Genomic DNA, 26911 nt, shown 5'->3' with positions numbered 1-26911 from the left:
GACGGTGGATCGAACAATGTTTATGACGTGATAGTGACAGGTACCGATGGATCTGGGAATGTGGGCACGTTGGCAGTTTCGGTAACGGTGACAGACGCGGATGAGATCAATCCAGTGATCAGTGGCAATGGGACACCATCAGTACAGGAGAACACGACATCTGTTGGAACCTATACTGCGGATGAAAGTGTGACCTGGAGTTTGAGTGGCACTGACGCCTCTGCGTTCAGCATTAGCTCAGGCGTGTTGACATTCTTGAGCGCCCCTGATTTTGAAAGCCCGTCAGACGGTGGATCGAACAATGTTTATGACGTGATAGTGACAGGTACCGATGGTGCGGGGAATGTGGGCACGTTGGCCGTTTCGGTAACGGTGACAGACGCTGATGAAATCAATCCAGTGATCAGTGGAAATACTAGCCCATCGATTCAGGAGAACACGACTTCTGTTGGAACTTATATTGCGGACGAATCAGTGACCTGGAGTTTGAGTGGCACTGACGCTTCTGCGTTCAGCATTACCTCGGGCGTGTTGACATTCGTAAGCGCCCCTGATTTTGAAGGCCCGTCAGACGATGGAGCGAACAATATTTATGACTTGATAGTGACAGGTACCGATGGATCTGGGAATGTAGGCACACTGGCTGTTTCGGTAACAGTAACTGATCTGGATGAAATCGATCCGATTATCAGTGGAGAGATTTTGCCTGAATTGATTGAAGGAGAAACACTGGTGGGAACCTACACAGCAGATGAGTCAGTGACCTGGAGTTTAGCCGGAGTGGATGCTTCATTTTTTACTGTGAGTACAGGAGGGGGATTGAGCTTTGTAAGCGCTCCCGATTATGATAGCCCACTGGATGTCGGGGGTGATAACATTTATGACGTGACCCTACAAGGCACTGATGCTGCAGGGAATATTGGTAGCTTGGCGGTAAGTATTAAAGTGCTGCAGTCTGATGTAGTTCCTCCTGTGATTGCCGGAGATGAGCTCCCTGAAATTGCTGAAAACACGTTACTGGTAGGTCAATACACTGCTGATGAGGAGGTTTCCTGGACATTGTCCGGAGAAGATGCCGGGTTGTTTACCGTGAGCACCACAGGTGAGCTAAGCCTAAACACGGAGGCAGATTTTGAAGTGCCGGGGGATGCAGATGCCAACAATATTTATCTACTGACAATTACGGCAACGGATGGGCAGGGTAACTTCTCTGATCTCAGCTTGATGGTAACAATCACCGACGCTAATGACAACACGCCTGAGATCGTTGATCCGGGAAGTGTGAGTGTGGATGAGAATAGTGTGGTGGCTACATTAGTTGCAGGCCTTGTGGCCACGGATGCGGACACAGGTTCTGCTTTCGCTTGGAGCCTGGGTACTGGAAACGTTGACGTGAATGGAGATGGCTCAGCTCCTTTTGTCATCGACGCTACCACTGGCGAGCTCACTGTAAATGATCCCGATGATCTGGATTATGAAAGCGGCACTATTTCTTTCAGCCTTCAGGTGATTGTGGAAGATGGAGCAAATGCTCAAGGGGTTACTGTATTTATAGCGGTAAATGATTTAGATGAAACAATAGCCATTGGGTTTGATGGACTTGTTTCCAATGATCCTTCACCTGAGCTCACAGGAACAGTGGATGACCCGGAAGCTACCATAGAAGTGAGCGTGGATGGAAGTAGCTATACCGCGATTAACAACAATGACGGAACATGGCAATTAGCCGGAGGTCTGATTGCGGATCTATCGGATGGTACCTATGAGGTTACCATTACGGCCACTGGATTATCCGGTGGACAGTTTGGGTCTATCACGGGCACGCTTGTCATTGATGGGACTGCTCCTTTGGTGAGTATTGAGAGTTTAATCACTAATGTCGCCAGTCCCGAACTGTCAGGTACTGTGGATGATGCGGATGCTGCCGTTCAGGTGACTGTTAATGGTACGAACTATGATGCGGCGAATCAGGGAGATGGTTCATGGGTGTTGGCTGCAGGGACGATAGCGTCCTTGTCTGAGGGGACTTATGAAGTTACCGTGACCGCAACAGATCCCGGCACCAACGAGGGTACTGCGACAGGGACATTGGAAATAGATATTTCTGCACCAGCAGTAACTGTAGATGCTTTGGAGACATTGAAAGACAGCCCGGCCTTGAGTGGTACGGTAGATGATCCAGAGGCCATAGTGGAAGTTACAGTGGATGGAAACACCTATGAGGCCATAGTATCGGGTACGGTATGGACGGTGGAAGAGGGTACGATAGCATCATTGGCAGTTGGCACCTATGACGTGTTGGCAACAGCAAGCGATGCAGCCGGCAATTCAGCTGAGGACGCTAGCTCCGATGAGTTGATCATCAAGGCGGGTGCCCCTACGGCTTTGGCAGCTACAGAAGTTGATTACTTCAGCTTTACGGCGAATTGGAAGGCGCGAACGGGTGTATCTAGCTATCGTCTGGATATTTCTTCGGATGCTTCCTTTGTGAACCTCTTGTCGGGATTTGATAACCTCAGCACTACGGCCACTTCTGTGGTGGTGACTGGATTGAACTACGGCAGTGTGTACCACTACAGGGTTCGTGCGGTGTATGCCTCAGGAGACATTTCGGGCAACTCCAATGTGATCACTGTCACTACCCCGACGGATGCCGGAACTTTGGCAGATTCACTGGCATTGTTAAGCATCTATGAGGCAACAGGCGGAGCCAGTTGGACCAAGACGAACAATTGGAAAACGTCTCAGCCTCTGCGGGAGTGGAGCGATATAACCATGACAGGCACCCGAGTTACCTTAGTTGACCTTTCGTCGAACAATCTGGCGGGAGCCTTTCCTGAGATTTCTGAAGGTCTGGAGCTTCTTGCTACGTTGGATCTGAGTGGCAACTTGTTGACTTCTTTGCCAGCACTGACTTCTTTATCAGGCCTTACCAGTCTGGATGTGAGTGATAACAAACTGGGCTTTGCTTCTTTGGAACCTAATGCCGGGATTTCGGGAATTGTTTATTCTCCCCAAAAACCAGCAGGCGAACGAATAGAAACCCTGGAGCAACAAGGCACAAACTTTACCATTGACCGAACGGTGACAGGCTCATCAAATAGCTATAAGTGGTTCAAGGAAAACCTTAAAACCAATGCCATCACAGAGTTGACCAATACCGGTTCTTCATTAACCATTGCAATTGAGAGTTTCAATGATGAAGGTGGGTATTTTGTTGAGGTGACAAATGATCTGGTCCCTGGCTTAACGATTAAGTCAGAGCCGGTAGTATTGAAGGTTAGTTCATTGGAAAGGGATTTTGCGGCGCTGCAAAACATTTATGATGCCATGGGTGGCGAATCCTGGACGGGAGAACAGAGTAACTGGCCTAATGAAACGGATTTTGCGAGTTGGCATGGTGTGGAGATCCAGAGCGAACGCGTGGTGGGTCTGGAGCTGGATTCAATAGACATGACCGGGGAGTTACCCAATGACATCCTCGATATCGCCGGACTGAAGGAGGTAGACCTTTCCGGTAACCGGATTTCTAAAATTCCAAATATGACCAGCCTCAGCCTGAGTAGTCTGAATGTATCCGGAAACAATCTCGAGTTTGATGACCTGGAGCCAAACGTACAGATAGCAGGTATCAACTACGCTAATCAGCGATTGGTTGGAGCGGCCAAAAATGACACCATTGTACATGGTAGTGATTTCACAATCCTTCTGGAAGTGGGCGGTAGTGCCAATGCCTACCAGTGGAGTCGAGCAAATGACGTGGGTACGGGGCCTGTTTCGGGAGCCACGTCTAACAGCTATACCATAGAAGGAATCAGCTATGAAACCATGGGTGTGTTTACCCTGTCGGTGACTAACTCTAAGGTACCGGGACTTACGCTAACCAGTCGCAAGCAGCGAGTGCTGGCAACGGCCGATCTCACATTTACTGCACTTGATCTGAGTAATGAGCTCTTTACGGAGGGTGAAGGATATGCGCTACGGGTGACCGCACCGGGTAAGCCATATGATACCATTCAGGCAGTAAGGGGCTCGGCAGCAGGGTTTGTTTTTGAGGACCTGATTCTGGGCGACTATCTGATAGCCGTTCGGGCAGATGATCTTGTCGAATTCCTGCCTACCTATTATCCAAGCACTGACCTTTGGAAGGAAGCAGAGCAATATATTCTGAGAGAGGATGGTATGGAGACCTTGCGAATGGCTCAGATACCACCACCACTACCACCGCTGCCAGATGGAGGTGTAGTTGGCGGAAGCATCGAGTCGGATTTTGCAGATGAAGAAGAAGAGGATGAAGGGGCACGAATTGAGTCTCGACGAAAAGTCAAGCGCGCAGGATGTAGTATGCGTAGGTTTGTCAGAAGTGGACGTATTGATCAGGAGGGTGACTTTATTCTCTACGCTTATGTAGAATCTGATGATGAAGGACGATTCAACTTTAAGGATATAGAGCCCGGACTTTACCGCTTCAATATTGAATATCCGGGTATCCCAATGGATCCTGAATCGTTCGTGGAGTTTGAGATTGGTGCCGATGGCAAAGAGCGCAACAGCTTTACTTTGGAGGCCACAGTTACTGAAGAAGGCATTGTGGTGGAGAAAATCAACGAGCTCGGATTCTACAGAAAATACTTCAAGGACCTGAATGTGTACCCTAACCCGTCCGATGAGGTGATGCATGTGAGCTATGCTAAAATGCTCGCTAAGGGTGTGGTGATGCGTCTGGTAGACCTGAAAGGAAATGTGGTGCTAGAGCAGGCGGTAGAGCGTGGCTACGACATGGCACGGGATCTGGATGTTCGCGAAATACCAGCGGGCGTTTACCTGCTCAACTTTGTAGATACGTTGGATCGCAAGCGCTCTGTAGTTACCTACAGGGTGGTGATCAGGCATTAAGTCATAAAATTATAGAAGATGAGAAGGCCACCCGGGAGGGTGGCCTTTTCCGTTTTTGTCTGTTTGATAGAAATCCGGGACTATGTGGACCAACTTATTGTTCGGAACGTTAGCTATTTTGATCATTGAAAGTCTGATTATCAGGTCATTTTTTATGGCCGTGAAACGGACAATTCCCCGGATTTATGTGGTTTTTGCCTTTGCTTTCTTTAGCGTTGAGGTGCTCTACCGGCAGTCTGTGAAAAGGCTTGATTATCTGAGTGTGATAGGGCAGCTGGATAATTTAGAATTAGAGAGAGCTGTGAGGATCCGAAGCATTTTTGGCAACAGCCTGATGAACGAAGTGGACTTGATCACGCTTTACGGCTTTTTTATCCTTTCAGCACTCATGTTTGCCCTAATATTCTATAAGAACAGACCGCTCCATATTGACTTTCTTAACGCCGCAGGAATAAGTTTTTTACTCGGCCCAATACTCTATTTATTTAGGTTTTTTTGGTGGGGGTGAGTCCTCCGCTTTAAAGAGAGGTGTTTCAAAAAAAAAGAGCCGATTCTTTTGGGAATCGGCTCTTCGTTTAACGGGTAAGATTCTTATTTCCAGGTATCCGTTTCAGCCTGTGGGATGGGAAGGATAAACTTATCATCCAATGGATCACTATTGGCCATATCAAGGTCATCCAGGTAAGTAGCTCTTCTTTTCAGGTCATGAAACAATATGCCTTCATACATAAACTCTCTGTTTTTCTCCAGTACCAGACTGTCATAAAAGGCAAAGGCGTCTCCTCCAAAGTCCGATTCCTGAAGTGCGGGTAATCCTGCGCGAGTACGGATGGCATTCAGGTCACTAAGGGCCGTAGCCTCAATTTCCAGGGTTTGCTCGAAGATGGCTTCTGCCCGGGCAAGATGTACTTCTGCCAATCGGATGACCGGTATCACTTTATCGGCAGTCATAAACTTCGACGATGAAATGGTGCTGGTATTGAGGATGTTGGTATAGAAGGCGGTGTTGATTTCTGTGGCTCGGGTTTGCTCGTCTACATCATAGTCCACCATACCACGAATGTCATCATCGCTGAAAAGCGGACTACCTGAAATAAAGCTTGAGTTGAGGGAGAATTCAAGAATCCTCATTGTCCCCAATCCACTTTCTGTCAGAGAAGAGAAATGATTGGCCAGTCCTGTTCCGGTAGATTTATCACCGGTGGTATTGGCTGTTGTTTGTTGCACGGCCAGGATGTCCTCGGTGCTGTTGGTGTTATTATTGAAAGCTAGGAGTGGATTACTTACCAGCGAAAAAGCACCAGACTCTATGATGTTGTCCGCATAAGTTTCCGCAGATTCAAAGTCGCTTTTCTGCAGGGCCACTCGCATGAGATAGGCCTGACAGGCGTAGTATGAAATAGCCGTTCCGTTTTTTCCGGAAGACTCCAACAATGAGGACGCTGTGGTCAAATCGGTCTCTACTTGTGTATAAATCTGCTGTACGGTGGCCAGTTCCGGCGTTTGAATCTCGCCTATTTCAGTAATAGGTTCGGTGAGCAGTGGAAGGGTGGCTACAGAGAGGGAGCTTCCGCCCTCCTCGTATTGAGGCCCCCATAGTCGCACCATTTCAAAGTAAAGAATTCCACGGATGGCCTGACATTCTCCTTGGATGCGTGCTTTTGCTGTGGCATTTTCCACATTCTCAATATTAGCCAGGATGCTATTGACGGTGTTGATCACCTCATAGGCCCGGCGCCAGTTAGATTCTACACGCAGATTGGTTTTCAGAATGTCCTTATCTATGAAATCCGAATAGGGTGGTGCATTCACATCATCCCAGGAGATTTCATTAGAGTTTCTTCGGCTAAGCAATTCCGGGAAAAGTTTGAAATCACCTCCGAGGAGTTCGCCACCACCAGTACCATCGTAGATACCCATAAGGTTATAGTAGGCACCATTAAGGGCCTCCTCGATGGCGGCCTGGTCTGTGAGTACCTCCCCACTGATGGTGTTTTCGGCATCTATGTCCAGGAGTCCTTCACAGGAGAATAAAGAGAGCGAAAAGAGGAGAATGAAAATTCTGAAAGCTTTCATTGCGGTGTTTTTTAAGATCAAATTCTTCATGATTACAGCCCGATTTTAATTCCACCCATAAATATTTTTGGTTGCGGAGCAGTGAAGTTGTCAATGCCACGGCTGATGTTTTGTCCTACTACGCCATCTAGTGGATCAAAATAACTGACATCCGGATCATAACCGGTATAGTCTGTAAAGGTGAGCAGGTTGGTGCCACCTACGTAGATACTCATGTATTGCATGCCCCATCCGGCGACCATGTCACTGGGGAGGTTGTAGGTAAGCGTAAGGGTTTTCATTCTCACATAGCTGCCATCCTGCAGCCATCGTGTAGAAGGGAAAGTATTTTCCTGGAAGGGATCGAGTACCGGATATTCGGCATCATCCCCGGGTGCATACCATCTGTCAGCCTGTGTGGCCAGTTGACCCAGGTTCAGGATTCCGCTATTGGCCAGAAACTCGCCAGTTTCGTAATACAAATCAGCACCGCCTACAAACTGGAAGAGCGCTGAGAGTTCAAAATTTTTGAAACGGAAGGAATTGGTAAATCCACCATAATAGTCGGGATTGGGGTTACCAACGATCTGCCGTGGGGCGCTTTCCCAGTCAGAGGTGGTACCTCCCAGCCCATTGTCATACAGGGCTTCTCCGGTCACGTTATCCACGCCCACATATTTTCTCATATAAAACACCCCTGCCGACTCTCCTTCCAGAAAGGCATTGACCCCCACGATTAGGTTAGAACCCTGTAGGTCGGTCACCTTGTTTTGGTTAAAGGAGATGTTAAAATCAGTGGTCCAGCTAAAGTCTCCTGTTTCTACGTTCACCGTACTCAGGTTAAACTCAAAACCTTTGTTTTCCATGGAACCCACATTTTTAAGCACAGAAGCGAAACCGCTCGTTTGCGATACCGGCACAGGGAAGAGCAGGTCGGTGGTGGTTTTCTTATAATAATCCACAGAGCCCGAAATGCGGTCGCTGAGAAAGGCAAAGTCCAGCCCGATATCCATCTGAGCGGTGGTTTCCCACTTCAGGTTGGGGTTAGCCAGGTTGGAGAGTCTGATACCGTCTCTGTTTCCATATCGGATGTTGTAGTAATTGCTTCGATACAGAAAATCATCTTGCGGGGTATTTCCCACCAGTCCGTACGAAGCTTTCAGTTTCAGGAAGCTCACCGGTGAGACGCTCTCCATAAACGACTCATTGCTGATGTTCCATCCTGTGGACACTGCCGGGAAGAATCCGTACCGATTGTCTGGCCCGAACTTAGAAGAGCCATCCATTCGTCCACTTACCTGGACTATGTACTTATCCATGAGGGTATAGTTGAATCGGCCAAAGGTGGAAGCAAATCTACTGGCCTGACCAGGGATGTCCACGATGGTAAGAGATGGGTTGTTTTCGTCCAGGCCTTCCAGCTGGCTCACGCTGTTGATGTTGGCCACTCTGTAACTGGAAGTGGTGTTGGATTCCTGATAAGACGCTCCCAGCATCACAGAGACCTTGTGGTTATCGCTGAGTTCGGGAGTATAGGTAAACCAGCCATTGAAAATGTAGTTTTTAAGGTTTTGCTCCCCTAACTGTGAGCGGCCCGTGAGGGCACCATCTCTGGTTTCAGGGCCTTGCCTGATCTCCTGACGAGCATCGTTAAAATCCATTCCCCCGTTGATATCGAAGGTGAGCTCATCTGTGAAATCGTACTTTAGTCCAAGGTTACCAACCAGGCTGTTATTAAAACCGAGGTTGTCAGAAAAGTTGACTTCAGTGAGGGGGTTGTACTCCAGGCTCCTTACTATCAGCTGATAATTGTTGTCAGCATTGTATCCGTCAGAGGGTGGAAGTACAATGGCTTGCAAAGGAGCACCAAGGTCCTGGTCTTCTTTCAGTCGGAAATCTTTGGAGTAGAAATAGTTCAGGTTCAGGTTGGCCGAAAGCTTTGAAGAGATTTTACTGTCCAGCGACAGAGAGCCATTCAGTCGGTCATATTTGTTGCCAATGAGAATACCCTCCTGAGTGGTATAAGACATAGAGGCAAAGTAGCCTAGTTTTTCAGTTCCACCTTGCAGGCTCAGGTTGGCGCGATGGGAGTAGGCCTTTCGGAAAACCTCATCCTGCCAATCGGTATTATAATTGAGCGAATCGTAAAAGCTTGGGAGTGTGACTGCTGACCCGTTGGGCAGATTGATGGTACGATCACCGGAAGCTTCCCACTGCTCCAGTCTTTCTTTGGTCACAAACTGATCCAGCGAAAGCGAACGCAGTGTGTACTCAATGACCTGCTGGTTATACTCTTCAGGAGTATACAGGTCTAATTTTTTGGGTGTCTGGCTGATACCAAACTGATAGTCGGCATCAATTTTCATTTTTCCGGAGCCACCTGATTTGGTGGTGATCAAAATCACCCCGTTGGCAGCTCGGGCTCCGTACATGGCTCCTGCAGAGGCGTCTTTAAGGATTTCTATTTTGGCGATATTAGCCGGGTTGATGTTGGATTGGTTGCCTGAGGTCAGCGGTACCCCGTCTATGACATAAAGGGGCTGATTGGAAGCTGACAGAGACGAACCCCCACGGATGCGCACCGTGGTGCCTTCACCAAGTTTCCCACTGCTGTTTTGTACAAACATCCCGGTGGTTTTACCCTGGTTGGCTTGTTCGAGGTTAATCAGTGGTGAGGGACTTACGTCGTTGGTTTCGATGGAGGAAACGCTACTGGTCATTTCTGTCTTAGACTGAGATCCAAAACCCACAGAAGTGGCTTCTTCCGCTTTTCCTTTCTTAAGGCTTACATTCAGGTTGGTGGTACCTCCTAAAAATATTTTTTGTGATTGATAACCTTCCAGGCTTACCACCACATTTTCATATCCATCTGAGATGCTGATCTGAAACTCCCCACTTGCATTGGTGACGGTGCTATTGCCGGATCCGGGGAGTTTGATGCTCACCCCACTCAGAGGTTCGCTGGTTTTGCTGTCGGTGATTTTTCCCTTCAGGGTCATTTCCTGTGCCCAGCTGAGGTGTGCCAGGAGTAAGAGGATTAGGCAGGTGAAATAGGATCTCATATATTAAAAGTTTGTCGGCTTCATAAAAATAGGCAGAATGAGTATTCGAAAATAGTAATACCCACCCTTTTCATACTAATCTATAAAAAGGAGTCAGCAAAATACGGGAAAATGGTCACTTCGGTGAAAAATCCTTAGTGATACTGATTCAATATACCCTAGCCACGGTATAAAATCCGCTTGTCGGGCGCTCTAGCTTTAAAGTTGGAAAAAATCAATTCACCGATGAAAGCATTACACAAACTACAGCACCTTTTAATCAGCGGAATTCTTGCCTTAAGTACGATGGTTGTACAGGCTCAGGATTTTACCGAAGACTTTGACTCAGGCCTTCCTCCATCCACGGGAAGTACTGATCTGCCTCTGAAATCAGGAGACTGGGGAAGAACGGGAGTCCAGAGTGATGAGACAGGAACAAAAACCCGAGATGCCTCAGCAGATGCAGCCTATATTTTATCCGGGTCGGGAAATTTTCTGATTACCCCTAAACTTTTCAATGCTTCAGATTTTTCCTTCTGGTATCGTGTGGACTCGCCCGGGGCAGATGGTTTTGTTTTCGATGTGTTGGCTTCTTCGGACGGTGGCACCACTTATGACATTGTGATAGCGGATAATCAGACCTCACTAAGTACTTCTTATGTTGAGTTTACTCATACTTTCGAAAGCATTTATACAGGGCCAATCAAAATAGCCACACAGATTGAGGGGGATTCTCACGGGCTGATCGATGACTTTTCAGCCAATTTTACCACCTCCTTTTCAGAGAATTTTGACTCGGGCCTTCCACCCTCTACTGGTACCAGTGATCTGTCGTTGGTTTCTGGTACCTGGAAACGTCAGGGTGTTCAGTCAGATGAAGCGGGATCAAGTACCCGAAATGGTTCGACGGATGCGGCGTTCATGTTTTCAGGTGGAGGTAATTACCTCCAGTCACCAAGTCTGACGGATGTTGAGTTTGTACAATTCTGGTACCGGGTGAACACTAACAATGCGGATGGTTTTGTCTTTGATGTGTTGGGCTCTTCGGATGGAGGCACCACTTTCGACATCACACTGGCATCTGAGGTGACTACTTTTGACCAACCCTACAAGCGTTTTGTTCATGAGTTTGGGTCACCTTATTCCGGACCAGTGAAAATCCAATTCAATGGGATTGGTGACAGCAATGGGCTCATTGATGATTTCGTAGCTGGTGCCGGGGCTGGGCCAGTGCCTGATATTGCCTTTATCACCCCAGGGGGGTCTGAGGAGTTGAAATTCGGAGAAGTAATGACCATTCAATGGGATAACTCTTCACTAGTAGGTACAGATAACTACACCATTTATTACCGAAAGGTGGGAGCAGCTTCCTGGAGCACTCTTGCGAGCCGAACCGGAACACAGCTGGCAACTGGCACAGGTAATGAAATGTCATATGCATGGACGGTGCCTGATTTTGGGACAGATTTGGATTTCCAGGCAGAGGTAAGGGTGGTGAATGCTACTCAGTCCTGGGATGAGGTAAGTCCTGAATTCAGAATCTATTTTGAATCAAGTTTGGCCATCAGCAGCCCTACGGATACCGATGAAAGGAAATTCAAGGAGACCATGGACATCACGTGGACGAATGGAGATATCGGGACGGGAGATTATTACCAGCTCTTCTACTCCAATGATGGAGCAGCGTTTGTCAATTTTTACAGTGGATATATTTATAACCTGACCAATGATGGCGCTGAGTCTACCTACACATGGACGATTCCTGATTTTGGAGCGGACTCAGCCAGCCAGGTGCGTGTACGTGTGGTGAATGCTACGCGTGCGGTTTCAGATACCAGTGAAGCGTTCAGGGTATACTACGAACCGAGTGTGACGATCAGCAGCCCTACAGATACCGATGAAAGAAAATTCAAGGAGACGATGGATATCACGTGGACGAATGGGGATATCGGGACGGGAGATTATTTCCAGCTCTACTACTCCAATGATGGCGCATCGTTTGTCAATTTTTTTAACGGATATATTTATAACCTGACCAATGATGGTGCTGAGTCTACCTTCACGTGGACGATTCCTGATTTTGGAGCAGACTCAGCCAGCCAGGTGCGGGTACGTGTGGTGAATGCTACTCGTGCGGTTTCAGATACCAGTGAGGCGTTCAGGGTATACTACGAACCGAGTGTGACGATCAGCAGCCCTACGGATACCGATGAAAGAAAATTCAAGGAGACCATGGACATCACGTGGACGAATGGAGATATCGGGACGGGAGATTATTACCAGCTTTTCTACTCCAATGATGGGGCAGCGTTTGTCAATTTTTTTAACGGATATATTTATAACCTGACCAATGATGGCGCTGAGTCTACCTTCACGTGGACGATTCCTGATTTTGGAGCAGACTCAGCCAGCCAGGTGCGGGTACGTGTGGTGAATGCTACTCGTGCGGTTTCGGATACCAGTGAAGCCTTCAGGGTGTACTACGAACCTAGTGTGGAGATCACCTCCCCTGTTGCAGGGGAATATGTTTTGCAGGGGAGCACTAAGAAAATCACGTGGACGAATGGAGATATCGGTACTGGTGACTATTTCCAACTTTTTTATTCCAACGCAGGGGGCTCATTTGTCAACTTTTATAATGGCTACATCTATAACCTGACCAATGATGGAAACAAAAGCACTTACAATTGGTCCGTACCAGCCATAGAGGGCACTAATATCAAGGTGAGAGTAGTGAACGCGACCAGGGCTGTTTCAGACACCACACAATCTTTTACCATATGTACCACCTGTCCGGCACTCGCTGTGTTTTATCCCAATGGAGGGGAAGTTTTGGGAGTCGGAAAGACGGCAAACATAGGCTGGTCAGTAGGCACGGTCTGGGAGGACAGCGATGAAGTCCTCATCGAGCTATCACTCGATGGAGGGACTACTTACGAAGCGTCACCGGTGTTCAGTGGCACTTATGCCGAGCTTTCAGGCAATGAATTCGCATGGACCGTGCCGGACCTTGTCACGACACAGGGTCTCATCAGAGTTTCAAATGTAACCAAGGAGACAAGTGATGAAAGTGATGCCGTATTTACAATCACCAGGCCACCGGCAGCACCAACTAACTTCACTGCTACAGAGAATAGCAATGGGGCAGTTGTCCTCTCCTGGACAGATAATGCAGATAACGAAACCAGCTACAGAGTTCAGTACTCCTCGGACAACCAATCCTGGATCAATTACAGTGGTTTTTTAGGCGCTGATACGGAAACATATACAGCAGGAGTTTCTGTGAATTCGGCTTATTGGTGGCGGGTAGAGGTTGCTAGTGGCACATTTACAGAAACTTCAGAGTCTCGGTTTGCCGGGAATATACTCCCTCCGGGTAAAGCCTTGTCTTTCGATGGCACTGATGATTACGTGGAATTGGCCAATCCCACAAACTTTGATTTTGGCACCGGAGACTTTACCATCGAAGGCTGGGTAAAATCGAACAATGTGACTTCCACGCAGGTGATTGCCAGTGATTATTCCGGAGGTGCTTCGTTTTTCGTTTTCTACATGGGTGCAGGCCAGCTCAAAGCTTCGCTCTCAAATAGCACCGCCGATTTATCCACCCCTGCAGTGTTGGAAAACGACACCTGGCACCATGTAGCAATGGTTCGGTCAGGTGATGTTCTCACCCTTTACGTTGATGGTGTTGCTTCTGCCAATGTGAGCGGGATGTCATCCAGAAGTCTGGCTTCCGCATCCAATGTGGAGCTGGGCAGGCAGGCATCGGGAAGTCCCTTTTACCTCAATGGAGCGTTGGACGAATTGAGGTTTTGGAATGTGGCCCGTACACAAGGGGAGCTCGCTTCTGCTTCTGTGAGTACACTCACCGGCGAAGAATCAGGACTCGTAGCCTATTATCGCTTTGATCACTCAGCGGGTTCGTCACTGGCGGATTATACTTCTGGAAACAATCAGGGATCATGGTCGGGTGCAGGCGGGGCCAACACCACGGCCCAATGGGTAACATCCGGAGCCACCATCAGCAATGACCCGGTCATTACTTTGTCTACGCCAAACGGTGGAGAGGAGCTAACCGTGGGTCAGGAGTATGAAATCACCTGGACCACCGCCAATATTTCGGGCGCAGACATAATCGAAATCCGATTTTCAGGCAATGGAGGAGAGAGTTATGAGATGATCGCCGAGGGAACCTTTGAGGGCTTTGGCAATAGCTATCTGTGGACAGTACCGGGTACAATGACCAGCACAGCAAGAATAGAAGTGGCCAATACTTCGGAAAATGTTTCTGATGCCAGTGATGCTGATTTCTCCATCGTGGCCAGCCAGCTTGGGGTCACCGTGTTGTCACCCAATGGAGGAGAATTTTGGGAAATCGGTACCATGCAGGTGGTCAGTTGGGAGGCTGTAGAATTTGCTGATACCGACCTGTTGGAAATCCGATTGAGCACTGATGGGGGTGAGACATTTTCTGTGCTGGGCGAGGGAACTAGCAGTAGCTTTCAGAACAACCAGCTCACTGTGGAGGTACCAGAAGGCGCTTCCGAAATGGCCATTGTAGAGGTAGCCAATATCACTCAGGAAGTGACAGATGCCAGTGATGAGCCTTTCACCATCGGCACGGTGGATCGCAGCATCACTGTGACCTCACCCAATGGCGGTGAAACCTGGGAGGGAGCTTCCAGCCAAACCATTTCGTGGGAAGTGATGAATAAGGAAGATGCGGACCTCATTGAAATTCGTTTGAGTACGGATGGTGGAGAAACGTTTGCCATCCTCAATGATGGAACTTTTGGGACCTACCCCGACAACACGTTCCAGTGGACGGTAACTGATACGCCTACAGAGTCTGCGTTGATTGCAGTGGTCAATACTTCCCGAAATATTGGCGATACCACCAATGCAGTCTTCACGATCACACCAGCACCGGATATTGTAGCACCCAGCTTTACCAACTCCTCTGGAGGAAGTGTGGTTGGAGATGACTATACCATAGAGGTGACACTGGATGAAGAGTCTACTGTTTATTTACTCATTTTATCGGATCAAAGTAGTATTCCGAATGCTACTCAGATCAAAGAGGCCGCAACCGGGGTGAACTCATTTCAGGGTCAGGTGGCTGTTGCCCAGCTGGAGTATGTCACTCCTGCTGAATCTGCTACGCTTGCGGGCACCGGCACATTCGTGAGAAATTCACTCTATGACTTTTACCTCACCGCAGAAGATGCCTCGGGTAACCTGAATGCCGGATTAGGAAAGCCAAATGTAAAGGCACAGCTGACACCTTTGGAATCTGATTCAGTGATCATTTCCTCCATTTATGATGCCATGGACGGCGCGGATTGGACAGACATTGCGGATGACTGGATCAACTTGCCACTGGCGCAAAGGGAAGAAATTACCATAGAAGAGGAACGAATTACCGGACTCAATCTATCGGGAAAATCTGTGACCGGAGTACTTCCGGAGGTGGTAACCGGCCTGGATGCCCTGAAAACACTCGACTTGAGTAAGAACCAGATCATAGGGCTGCCCAATATGAGCGGGATGTCCGGCCTCACCAGCTTTTTGGTGGCTGATAATGCATTGCTATTTGGCGCACTGGAACCCAACAGCACGTTGTTTTCTGAACCGGATGATTACGCTCCACAGGCTGTTTTGGGAGAAAAGGACAGTGTGGCCATTCCTAAGGGATCCAGCTACATGATGTCTCACGATGTGGGCGGAATCAACACTTCTTACCAGTGGTCGGTCGATAAATTCAATACTTACGCAGTGGATTTCGGTGATGCGGATGGAGGAACCTCCAGTAGCTATACCATAGAGGCCATTGACTTCAACAATATGGGGAGGTACAAACTGGAAGCGCAAAACTCGCTGCTTCCAGGACTAAGTCTGGTATCTGAGCCGGTGCAGGTTTGGGCCACAGCCACCCTGGATATCACGGTGATCGGTGAAAACGATGCGTTGCTATCCAGTGGAAAGGCTTATGCACTGAGAAACCGAGGCCCGGGCCTTCCATACGATAGTATCCCGAAGGGAGCAAGCGGTGGTGGAGACCCCAATGGGTTGGCTATTGTTGCTGGTCATGCGCTGTTTGAAGATTTACTCCTGGGTAATTATCTAGTAGGTATTCGCGCCGACCCGGCGAAGTTCCTGCCTACTTACTATACCAACACTTACTTGTGGGAAGAAGCCGATGTATTGGAATTCCAGGGAGATCTGGAAGCCACTATGCAGATGACGGTGTTGCCTCCGGCACTGGGCCCGGGAGATGGTGATGGATCCATCTTTGGAGGTGTTGAATCTGATTTTGATGAGGACGGAGATGAAGGCGGAAGAGTGAACGCACGAAGAAAAGTGAAACGTGCTGGCTGTTCTATGAGAAGGTTTGTGAGAAGTGGAAGACAGCTACAGGACGGAGAGTGGAAGTTGATTGCTTACGTAGAGTCTGATGATGAAGGTCGCTTCAAGTTCGACTTTATGCCTCCAGGTACTTACCGATTCAACATTGAATACCCTGGTATCCCTATGGATCCAAACTCATTTGTGGAATTTGAAGTAGGTGAAGACGGAGGGAATAACTCTATCGAACTTCAGGCGGTGATCACCGAGGACGGAATTTTTGTGGAGCGCATCAATACTCTTGGGTTTACTTCTGAGCAATTGGATCAGATGAATGTGTATCCAAATCCTGCCGGCAATCAGCTGAATATAGATTACACTACCCTGCATCGCGGGTTTGTGGTGAAGATGATAGACCTGTCGGGGACGGTGATCTACCAAAAGCAAATATCCGATCAGGGAGAACGCCTCGAGTTGGATACTTATGCCCTGAAGAATGGAATGTACTTCATTCATGTAACAGATCCGGGTAAGCCGGGAGAGCAGATTACCTATAAAGTAATCATCAGGCACTAATTGGTCAATAGGTGGAATGGTTAAACCCTGCGCTGATTTCAGTGCAGGGTTTATTTATGAATAACCAGCTGCCATCGGAAGGCCCACCTCCAGGAGAGTTGATAGTTCGTGATACCCGCTTGTTCCAGAATAGCTGCCAGCTCTGACTTTTTGAATCCCCGGGCGACGGAGATCGCTGCGTCATTGCGTACCATGTAGGATTTTGAGAAAAAGCGGGTGAGTAGTCGGATAGAATGAAAGGCCAGAAAATGGCGGTGCAGGTCATTGACGATGATCGCTACCCGAGCCTGATCTTTCAAACTCTTGAAAATGGAAATGAGCTGTGATTCGGTGAAATGATGCAGGAAAAGACAGCAATGGATGATGTCAAAATGTTGTCGCCTAAATGCCTCTGATAGAATATTTTCCTGGATAATGGAAATGTTTTCCCATTCCGTGGTGTGATCTTTGGCATACTCCACGATGTGCTGGTTGGCATCCACACCGGTAAATTGGATGTCCTGGTTTTTCTGTTTGGCTATCCGTGCCATGGCCATGAGGATGTCTGCACCACCACAACCCAGATCAGCGACGGTTTGGATTCGGTGATTCTTCAGGATTTTGGCAAATGCCGTTAAGCTGATTTGGTTACCCCCCAGCCTACGGTTGATGATGTCCAGTTCGCGCAGGGTCTGGCCAATCACCTCTCCGGAGATGCTCAGGTCATCCATGATCTCCATTTCTTCAGACCGGTGCTTCAGGGTCATGTGGTTTTTATTTTGAGTAGCATACTCTCCAGCGTGAGGCCAGGACCAAAGGCAAAACTGAGAATGTTTTTATGCTCATCCTGATTTGAAATATTCTTCATCAGTCTTTGGAGCACGAAGAGCACCGTAGGAGAAGACATATTTCCGTAGTTTCTCATTACCTCATAGGCATGGACGTTTTGGTCTCTGGAAATTCCCAGCTCTTCTTCTATCACTTCGAGAATTCGCTTCCCTCCCGGGTGTATGGCGAAGTAATCAATGTCTGAGAGGTTTAATGATAACTGACTCAAAAGCTTCTGTGTAAGGGAGGCAATACCCGAGCGTATGACCTCTGGTACTTGCACGGAGAGTTTCATTTCAAAACCAAAATCCCCAATGTGCCAGGCCATATCTGGTTTCCCGGAGGGCGCCAGGTCCGCATGGAAGGCCGCCATGGCCAACTGTGTTTTCTTTGTGTCTTCACCTTCCACCAGTACAGCGGCAGCACCATCACCAAAAAGTGTGTTGGAGAGGAGGCTGTCTTCGGCATCATTTTTTAAAACATGAATGCTACAGAGCTCCACTGCCACAATCAATACTTTGTGCCCGGGGTTGTTCCTTACGATCTGGTCTGCGATTTTCAGGGCATTGAATGCAGCGTAGCAGCCCATGAAGTTGATGGAGGTACGCTGCGTGGTTGTTGGGAGCTTCAGTCGTTCTATCAGGTCAATGTCGAGGCCTGGCGCATACATACCCGTGCAGCTTACCGTGATCAGATGAGTAATTCCTGTGGCTTCAGTCGTGCCCAGGCAATCCTGAACGGCACTGATGGATAACTTAATGGCTTCCTGCTCATACTTTTTCATTCGCTCTCCTACCTTTGGGAAGGGTTCCAGGTTATGAGCGTTGGGGAAAAAAGTAAAATCTGTTGGGTTTTTGCCGAAATCCTTGATCACGGAATGACGGTACTGAATCCCGCTGGCCCTGTAAAGTAATGTGAGTAATTTTTCTTTCTCCGGTTTCAGCCCCAGGTGTTTTGTCATGAAAAGCCCAATATCGGACTGACTGATGCGATTGGCGGGGACTGCGGTACCTATGGAGGAGATGAATGAAGACATAAGGCTGTATGAGTAATAATAACTAACTTTTGCGAGGTTCTTACTATCCGATGAAAAAGTCCACTTTCTTACATCTCCGAATACCCTTTTCGTTTTTTTTGTCGCCGGTTTTCTTTTTTGCTACGGCGATCGTCTCTGGGTACAACGCTGAAAATTTCTGGCTTGTTTTCATCATTTTGCATTTTCTACTGTATCCGGCCAGCAATGGCTACAATAGTTACTTCGACAAGGATGAAGGGAGCATTGGTGGGCTGAAGCATCCACCGAAGGTTACCCGAGAGCTATTTTATGCCTCCTGGGCCATGGATGTTCTTGCCATCGGGCTTGGCTGGTCCATTTCATGGCAGTTTGCCGTGATGCTGCTGGTGTATGGGCTGGTGTCGAAGGCATACAGTCATCCATCCATTCGGTTGAAGAAAATGCCCATCATCGGGTGGCTGGCCGCAGGTATTTTTCAGGGGTATTTTACTTTTCTTATGGTGTGTCTGGCTTTCAGCGGGCCTGAGGTCATTACTGAGTTGAAAGTCCAGTATGCCGGAATTCTCAGCACGCTTCTGCTTTTCGGGTCCTACCCAATGACGCAGGTATATCAGCATGATGAGGATGCCCGCAGAGGGGATCGCACCATTAGTCTTATTTTAGGAGTCTTGGGCACTTTTCATTTTACGGCCTTGTTTTTTTCGGTGTCCGTATTGCTCTTTGCATTTTTCTTTCAGCTGTACTATGATACACAGGTGGTATTTTTATTTATCCTGGCGCTCTCCCCTATCCTGCTATTTTTCCTGGTCTGGTACATGCAGGTGAGAAAGGACCCAAACAATGCAGACTATCGGCGGACGATGTGGTTAAACTTTATTTCGGGGGCTTGTCTGAATATTTTTTTCATCTGGTTGATTGCTAAGTAAAAGGCTCTCCGTGGGTTTGACGGATGAGTGCCCGGGCCATGGGTTTCATATACTTTCCTGTGAATACTGCCAGCTCGGAGGCCTGGCCTTTTCCAAAAAGACCCTGAATCTTGCGGCCGGCCCACAGTCGGGTGGCAAATTGCTGATTCCAGGTGTGGAGGTAGCTGGCTTCTATGGCGGGTAAGTCAAAATGATCGCCGGTTTTGTTGGTGAGGATGATCTCTGAAAGGAGGCTGGCCGCATGTATGGCCATAGCCATGCCATTGCCGCAAAGGGGTGTGATCATTCCGGCGGCATCCCCAGACATGAGGAGGTGTTCGTAGACCGGTTCTTTTTTGACAAAGGTGATTTCATTGATCACCTCCGGGGTGGAGAAAAGAAAGTCACTATTTTGGAAAAGGTGTCTCAGCTTTGGGTTTCTAAAGAGCACTTCATTTTCCACTCCTTGGATGCCTCCATGTTTGCGCACCTGATCGCGGTGCACCATATAGCAGAGATTAAACTTATCGTCTTCAATTTTACTCACGCCGCAGTAGCCGCCCTCAAAATTATGCAGGGCGATCAGGTTGTCTGGAAAGTCTGTTTTCACATGGTATTTTACCCCCACATAAGGGGAGTGTTCTTTGATAAAGGGACGACTGAGTGTCTGATCAAGTTTGGCGCGCTTACCATGAGCCGAGATCACAAGCCGGGATTCATATTGCTTATTCTGGTCTGTTTTTACCAGAAAATGTTCCCCCATGAAAGAGGCATCCAATACGCGGGTTCCTTGTAAGATCTGTGTTCCGGACTCCTGTGACTTTTGGGCCAGCCACTGATCAAAGACAAAGCGACTGATTCCGAAGCCTCCCAAATCCAGTGGAGCTGTAAAGGATCGGCCTTTGGTGGATGAGATTTGTAATTGGTGGATGGAAGGAGGCAGAAAATGAGCAGGAAAGAGATCGTGGGCTTCCAGAAAGGGAATCACTTCATTCGAAACGTACTCCCCGCATACCCGGTGAAAAGGAAAGGTATTTTTCTCCAGAAGGAGCACATCCAACCCCGCTCTTGAAAGCAAAATACTATTGATCAGGCCGGACAGGCCCCCACCTATAATGATGATGTCGTGCATTCGTTGCTGCTATGAGTAAAAGTTAACAACCATACTCATATCATTCGTTTCAGGCGAAATGTTTTTTTCATTTTTCGTCCATCACGCCAAATCACAAGTCGTATTTTCAATCCATCCTTTTTTCTGAGCATCGCGTTGATTTCGGAGACAGAAGAATTTTGGAGGTTGAGTCCGTTGATTTTGAGAATGACATCTCCCCGCCTAATGTCGACTTCCGTAGCCGGTGTATCCTCATTCACGTCTGACACTACCAGGCTGTCAAGTTTTTTACCTTCTGCCGCAATAATCATCCCACTCATATTGGCCTCAAAAGCGTCATTAAAAGTTCGCCCTTTGCGCAGGTAGAGGGTTTCGTTTGGATAATCGAAAGTAACATCAAATCTTGAAAGCAGGTCACCCCCTAGGGTCCCATGCCTGGATCCCCGTTTGATGGCTTTGATGTAGGCTCCGCTGATGGGGATGGATACCAGTACATCCTCAAAGGAAAAGTCCCCAATGAGACAAGTGTTCATGCGCCCGAGGTGCCCTGGAATTTCACCTCCCAGGCCGTGTCCCAGTCTGGTGAGGATCACTTTTTCTGGTCGCTTGAGATCATCTGTATTGTCCACATCTAATAGTAAGGCATGGCTGGCACCAGAATCGACCATGAGCTTCACTGTATCTTTTTTACCATCCTGGGTAATTTGCATATTGATAAAAGGCTTGGTATTGTAAACGGTCATCGGGATGGCCGTGTCCCACTTTCTGGGCTTGAAGGACTCCGGGCGGTAGATCCGCAGGATCCTTTCATCATAGTCTATGTTGATCACAAACCGATTGAACACTTCGTAACCAATGATCCCATAGATTTCCTCTCCAAGGTTTTTGTTCAGCTCCAGATAGTCTTCTTTGAGCACCAACATATTCAGCCCTTTGCCTTGTATGCCGCCGGGCATAGACATGCGGATACCCGTGGCTACAAATGCCTGAAGGGAGTCGATCAAACCGGGCCCTTGTATCTGAATGTCGCGCACGTAAGTGAGACCCAGAATGTCTCCAAAAACCTTTTCGGTAAGTATCGCGGATTCTGCTCCCGTGTCCAGAATAAATTTGAGGGTAAGGAAATTATTGATGGTGATGGGGATGACGATCAGGTTGCTGTACTGCTCAAACTTGATCTCCACCATATTGACTCCATCTGGCATGAAAAACCCAATGCGCTCTTGAGAGGAGGCACGTGTGCCCATCATGCACCCGAGGATGAGCACCAACAACAAACGCTTAGAGAATGGGATGAAACGTAGCCAGGTTAGGAGCATATAATCTTCAAACAACAAATAACCACAAATCCCTAGTGATTGGCGGATCAAATGGGTCTGATAGTAAATTACTTAAAAAACCACGAATCAAAAAGGTGTGATTTTCCGCTTGTTGTCTGGTGCTTAGTCAAAAAGATTGGTGATGTCCTCCTTGCTGAGGCTCTTCACAAAGCTCTCCTCTATGGTGATGAGGTTTTGCGCAAGCTTCAGTTTGGACTGTTGTAGTTTGAGGATCTTTTCTTCTACAGTGTCTCTGGCGATAAACTTATAGGTGAAGACTTTATTGGTCTGACCAATCCTGTGGGCCCTATCCACGGCCTGGGCCTCTATGGCGGGGTTCCACCAGGGATCCAGCAGGAATACATAGTCCGCTTCCGTGAGGTTGAGGCCAAGTCCTCCGGCTTTCAGGGAAATGAGAAATATGCGGATGTTTTCATTGTTTTGGAATTTCTCCACCTCTGCCTTTCTGTCCTTCACAGATCCATCTAGATATGCATAGGGGATGTTTTCTGCCTGGAGATACTGCTCCACGATTTTCAGGTGCTTTACAAATTGGCTGAAAATCAAAATTTTGTGATCCTTGCCCAGTGCGTTGGACACCATGTGGGTGATGTCTTCAAACTTACCAGAGTCGCCTTCATAGGTCTCATCGACCATGCTCGGATGGTTGGCAATTTGTCGCAATCGGGTAAGACCTTGCAGGAGGATCATTTGAGATTTTTGAAGGCCATCTTGTGCAATGAGGTCCAGTATTTTGTTTCGGTAAGCATTTTTCTCCCGATCATAATATTCTCGCTGCTGCGCAGAAAGATCACAGTAGTGGACGTTTTCCACTTTTTCGGGCAGGTCTTTGGCCACTTGAGTTTTTTCTCTTCTCAGAATAAATGGCTTGATCAGTGCATTGAGGCGACGCATTTTGGCCTCATCCTTGCGTTTTTCTATAGGAATCTGATACTCCGTTTTGAAGAACTTCTCGGTACCAAGTAGCCCCGGATTCACAAAAGACATCTGCGACCAAAGGTCCAGCGTGCTGTTTTCTATCGGCGTGCCGGATAGAATGAGTTTTCTGCGTGACTTCAACTCCCGCACGGACTTTGATATGATGGAGTCCGGGTTTTTGATGGCCTGAGACTCATCCAGGATGATGTAGTTAAAATAGAACTGCTTGAGCAGGTCAGTATCTATCCGGGTAATTCCATAGCTGGTGATCACCAGGTCGTAGCGAGCAAAACGCTCATGATTCTTGTTTCGGTTGGTGCCGGTGTAGTTGAGTATTTTCAGGCCGGGAGCGAACTTTCCGGCTTCCATCTCCCAGTTGTAAATGAGGGAAGTGGGCATCACCAGCAGGCTGGTGGAGCCGGTGTCTTTTTCCTTTTCACCCTGCAGAAGGGCCAAAGTCTGTACGGTTTTTCCCAGACCCATATCATCTGCCAGACAGCCACCAAAACCATACTGATTCAGGAAGGACAGCCAGTTGTAGCCTGCCTGCTGGTAGGGACGAAGGGTTCCTTTAAACTTGGCGGGAACTGGCGTGTCTTCTATTTCATCGAAATCCAGCAGCTTTTCTAGCTTTCTGGTCATGGCCACTTTGGCGTGATTGCCGTCTTTGAGGTCCTTGACCAGGGATACGTGGATTTTGTTCAGCGTGATATTATCCGCTCCGTTGCTGGAGAATGCAAACAGATCACTGTACTCTGTTACCCAGTTGTCTGGGATGATGGCGTATTCACCATTGGGCAGTTTGAACTCGCTTTGCTTGTTGAGTACGTACTGTCGAATGGTGGTAAAGGGGATTTCAAATTCTCCAAAATGGATGACCGCTTTGATATCGAACCAATCAATGTTTTCAGTGATTTCGAGGTTAAAATCGGTGGAGCCTACAAAATACTTTTTTACCGAAGCGTCTCGCTGGTCTATGATGAAACCCTGCTCACGGAGGGTGGCCAGGTTGTCATTGAGCCACGACATGGCATTGGTTTTGCTTAGCGTGGATCTGGAGCTCTTGAGAGGCAGGCCGGAGTTGGTCAGCGTATCGATGAAGCTCTTCTCTTGTGTGGAGTCCCTTCGCACCCTGTGAAAAATGTAATCATCTTCCTGCTTTTCTACAGAGACACTCACTTTTTTGAGCTTGTCGGCTTTGTAGGAATACGTGCCATAGCGAAAGCTCAGTTCGAATAGGATTTTGGAAACATCCGCACTGGTGTTGGCCTTGGGAGTATCAAACAAAGTGCCTGTGCTTTGTGAGGCAGAAGCCAGTTCGGAAAATGACAGCACCGGGGTGGGCAGCAGTTTTTCGGACTTGATTTCAAAACCCTGGGCATACACGTCGAATGATGCAATGAGGGGGGCCACAAACTTTCGATAATAGGTCTCCTCTACATTTTTAGGGATGAGAATAAATTTTTTGTTGAAAAAGGGCTTCAACTTGTTACCATTCACCTCCTGTTCGAAGGTGAAGAGGGTATCATTCACCACCATCCAGGCGGGTTCTTTACACAGGAGATAGCTTTCGTTTTGAAAGAAATGAACCTTCTCTTCCTTGAGCTTGATGGTGGGAAAATAATGAGTGTTTTCTTCGTTTCTCCTGAAATGAAAAAGGACTGTAGCCTTCTCATCCGAAATGGTAATCTTTTTCCAGGTAGGCTCTCCGTCCTTGCCCATTTCAAATAGTTGCTTGCCATGAATAAGTGAAAGCACCTTGGATCGGCGAATTTCCAGGTATCGGTCTATCTCATCCTGAAGGATTTTATCACCCGCTTTTTTATCGTAAACCTTCAGAAAAAACTCATCGAGCTTCATCTTCTTTTTCTGGAAATGATTGAATACAGCCTTTTGCTGCATCTGATCCATGGTCTTGATCAGCTCATAGTCGGCTGCATCCAGTCCCTCATCAAATTCTTCGGCGTTTTGGGCAGAGATGTTTTGATGTGAATAAGTCAGGTTTCCTTTGTCGTTGATCTGCACGACGAATGACTCAAACAAGAAACCGAGGTACTCATGCTCGAAGAGTGAATAGACAATTTGAAAAGGCTGATCAGGGGCTACTTTCATATCGTTTGCAACTGGGCAAATTTCGAAACTAATAAAAAAGGAATTAAAAATCACTACGCGCGCAAAGAAGAGATTCTTAAGTTTTTACTGACGGTAATTAGAACACTCTCTCTTGGAAGAGGAGGATGAAATTAAAAATCACTGTAGATCAGTCATCGCAACGCTTTTGGAGGCGCTGAGTGCCGGCTGTATGGAGGTGACGATGGTGATGACAATGATGGACAAAACGGTGAGGAGAACATCGAGCCATTCCACTTTCACAGGGTATGCATCGATGATGGCGGTCTGCATGCCCATGGTAACCAGACCAAACTCCTGCTGTACGAAACTAACCAGGAGGCCCAGAAGGAGGCCGGTAAAAGCACCCGTGAAGGCAACTATACAGCCTTCCAGTAAGAATATTTTGGTGATGAGGCCACGGGTGGCACCTTGGGCAGACAGTATGGCCACGTCTTTTTTCTTGTCAAGCACCAGCATATTGAGCGAGAAGAAGATGTTGATGGAGGCTATGGCGATGATGATGGAAAAGGTGAGAAACACGAAGAATTTTTCATAAGACAACACCCTGTAGAGATCGCCGTGAATCTCGTCGTTGGATTGTACCAAAAAGGAAGACCCGAGTAAATCCTGCAGTCTTTTCTTCACCTCATTTGGGTCGGCTGAAGGAGCAAGCTGAAGCTCCAGGAGATTCCGCTTTCCTTTTTTGTTGAAGAGATCTTCGGCAAATCGAATCGGTACATAGACCAGGTTTTCATCATAGGATTTTTCCACCGCGAAGACCCCACCGGGCAGGATGTTCTTCAGACGATACATTTTCTCAGGATTGAGCATACCCGGGCGCACTTCGTCAGGGAAGTACATCTGTATGGTATAAAAGTCGTTTTTGGGGTTGATGGACAGGTCATATTGTACGCCTCTGCCTACAATGGCGTAGGAGATGTCGTTGGAGGTAAGCTTGAGATCCCCGAACACGAGGTAGTCTTCCAGGCGACCCTGCTCTATAAAGCTTTCACTCACACCCTTCACCCTGGCCACGCGCTGAGCATTGTTGTATTTGATGAGCACATTGTCCTCCAGTACCTCGGTGATGCTCACAATTTCTTCGAGGGAGTTTACTTTATTACTGATGTCGGGCCCATAGACAAAGGATTTCCCCACATTGGCTGACACCACCAGGTTGGGATCTACCGTGCCATAGAGGTTTCGCAGCAGTCCCTCCAGACCATTGAAAACTGAAAGTACGATGATCAATGCCATGGTACCAATGGCCACCACCAACATAGAAATGATGGAGATCACATTGATGAAGCTTTTCTTCTTTTTAGAGAGAAAATATCTTTTGGCAATGAAATAGGCAAGATTCACTCCTCTTCTTCGGTTTCGTCTGCGGGGGGAATGTTCAAACCATCGATGAGCTGATCCATGCGAGAGGCTCGCTCTTCGGTATCGTCGTGGAAAAACGCCAGCTCAGGGATCACCCGAACCTGCTTTCCTATTCTGTTGCCCAGGTGCTTTCGGATCTCGCTTTTCTTTTCGTTGAGGTTAAAGAAAACGTCTTCTGTATTTTGGATGGGAAATACGCTCAGAAAGATTTTGGCGAAGCCCAGATCCGGTGACATCTCTACCGCGGTGACTGTCACCAGGCTATGCCCAAAATAATGCCGGGTGTCGCGCTGAAAGATCTCGCTAAGGTCTTTTTGGATTTGCCTGCCGTACTTATGTTGTCTTTTGTTCTGTGTCATTGGTGCAAATATCCATAATATACAGGAAGGTGTACATGCCTGTCA

13 protein-coding genes are annotated in these 26911 nt (G+C 47.8%); 4 read left to right on the top strand and 9 right to left on the bottom strand.

Going from position 1 to position 26911, the window contains the following annotated elements:
- The coding region (locus ACHKAR_RS07680) for an Ig-like domain-containing protein (RefSeq protein WP_395416888.1) at window positions 1–4896 on the top strand (4896 nt) is incomplete at its 5' end.
- A gap of 82 nt (window positions 4897–4978) precedes the next feature.
- Window positions 4979–5404, top strand: coding sequence for a hypothetical protein (locus ACHKAR_RS07675; RefSeq protein ID WP_395416887.1), 426 nt, complete (start codon window positions 4979–4981; stop codon window positions 5402–5404).
- A gap of 83 nt (window positions 5405–5487) precedes the next feature.
- On the opposite strand, the gene ACHKAR_RS07670 is transcribed toward ACHKAR_RS07675, so the two are convergent.
- On the bottom strand, window positions 5488–6972 hold the full coding sequence (locus ACHKAR_RS07670; RefSeq protein WP_395416886.1) for a RagB/SusD family nutrient uptake outer membrane protein: 1485 nt from the start codon (window positions 6970–6972) through the stop codon (window positions 5488–5490).
- A gap of 32 nt (window positions 6973–7004) precedes the next feature.
- Window positions 7005–10013: a SusC/RagA family TonB-linked outer membrane protein gene (locus ACHKAR_RS07665; protein WP_395416885.1), complete on the bottom strand. Its 3009-nt coding sequence runs from the start codon at window positions 10011–10013 to the stop codon at window positions 7005–7007.
- Window positions 10014–10238: 225 nt separating this feature from the next.
- On the opposite strand from ACHKAR_RS07665, the gene ACHKAR_RS07660 reads away from it, so the two are divergent.
- On the top strand, window positions 10239–16916 hold the full coding sequence (locus ACHKAR_RS07660; protein WP_395416884.1) for a LamG-like jellyroll fold domain-containing protein: 6678 nt from the start codon (window positions 10239–10241) through the stop codon (window positions 16914–16916).
- Between the two features lie 50 nt (window positions 16917–16966).
- On the opposite strand, the gene ACHKAR_RS07655 is transcribed toward ACHKAR_RS07660, so the two are convergent.
- The gene (locus ACHKAR_RS07655; protein ID WP_395416883.1) at window positions 16967–17662 is read right to left on the bottom strand and encodes a methyltransferase domain-containing protein; all 696 of its coding nucleotides are present in this window, start codon (window positions 17660–17662) and stop codon (window positions 16967–16969) included.
- Entirely contained in the window at window positions 17659–18759 is a 1101-nt protein-coding gene (locus ACHKAR_RS07650) for a type III polyketide synthase (RefSeq protein WP_395416881.1), read from the bottom strand. Before ACHKAR_RS07650 ends, ACHKAR_RS07655 begins: the two co-directional genes overlap by 4 nt.
- A gap of 50 nt (window positions 18760–18809) precedes the next feature.
- On the opposite strand from ACHKAR_RS07650, the gene ACHKAR_RS07645 reads away from it, so the two are divergent.
- The gene (locus tag ACHKAR_RS07645; protein ID WP_395416879.1) at window positions 18810–19664 is read left to right on the top strand and encodes a UbiA family prenyltransferase; all 855 of its coding nucleotides are present in this window, start codon (window positions 18810–18812) and stop codon (window positions 19662–19664) included.
- Here ACHKAR_RS07645 and ACHKAR_RS07640 read toward each other — a convergent pair.
- From ACHKAR_RS07640 to rbfA, 5 genes are all read right to left on the bottom strand, one after another.
- On the bottom strand, window positions 19657–20775 hold the full coding sequence (locus ACHKAR_RS07640; RefSeq protein ID WP_395416877.1) for an NAD(P)/FAD-dependent oxidoreductase: 1119 nt from the start codon (window positions 20773–20775) through the stop codon (window positions 19657–19659). The genes ACHKAR_RS07645 and ACHKAR_RS07640 overlap by 8 nt on opposite strands.
- Window positions 20776–20810: 35 nt before the next feature.
- On the bottom strand, window positions 20811–22004 hold the full coding sequence (locus ACHKAR_RS07635) for an aspartyl protease family protein (protein ID WP_395416875.1): 1194 nt from the start codon (window positions 22002–22004) through the stop codon (window positions 20811–20813).
- A gap of 192 nt (window positions 22005–22196) precedes the next feature.
- Window positions 22197–25124 (bottom strand): DEAD/DEAH box helicase, encoded by a 2928-nt coding sequence (locus ACHKAR_RS07630; RefSeq protein WP_395416873.1) that lies wholly within the window; start codon window positions 25122–25124, stop codon window positions 22197–22199.
- A 138-nt stretch (window positions 25125–25262) separates the two neighbouring features.
- On the bottom strand, window positions 25263–26489 hold the full coding sequence (locus ACHKAR_RS07625; protein ID WP_395416871.1) for an ABC transporter permease: 1227 nt from the start codon (window positions 26487–26489) through the stop codon (window positions 25263–25265).
- Window positions 26486–26866, bottom strand: coding sequence for a 30S ribosome-binding factor RbfA (gene rbfA / locus ACHKAR_RS07620; protein ID WP_395416869.1), 381 nt, complete (start codon window positions 26864–26866; stop codon window positions 26486–26488). The genes ACHKAR_RS07625 and rbfA overlap by 4 nt, the downstream gene beginning before the upstream one ends.
- Between the last annotated feature and the right edge of the window lie 45 nt (window positions 26867–26911).

Origin of the sequence: Marinoscillum luteum, assembly GCF_044005705.1 — a bacterium.
Lineage (GTDB): Bacteria > Bacteroidota > Bacteroidia > Cytophagales > Cyclobacteriaceae > Marinoscillum > Marinoscillum luteum.
The sequence above is the reverse complement of the archived record's forward strand: the minus strand, read 5'-3'. Positions and strand labels throughout refer to the sequence as shown.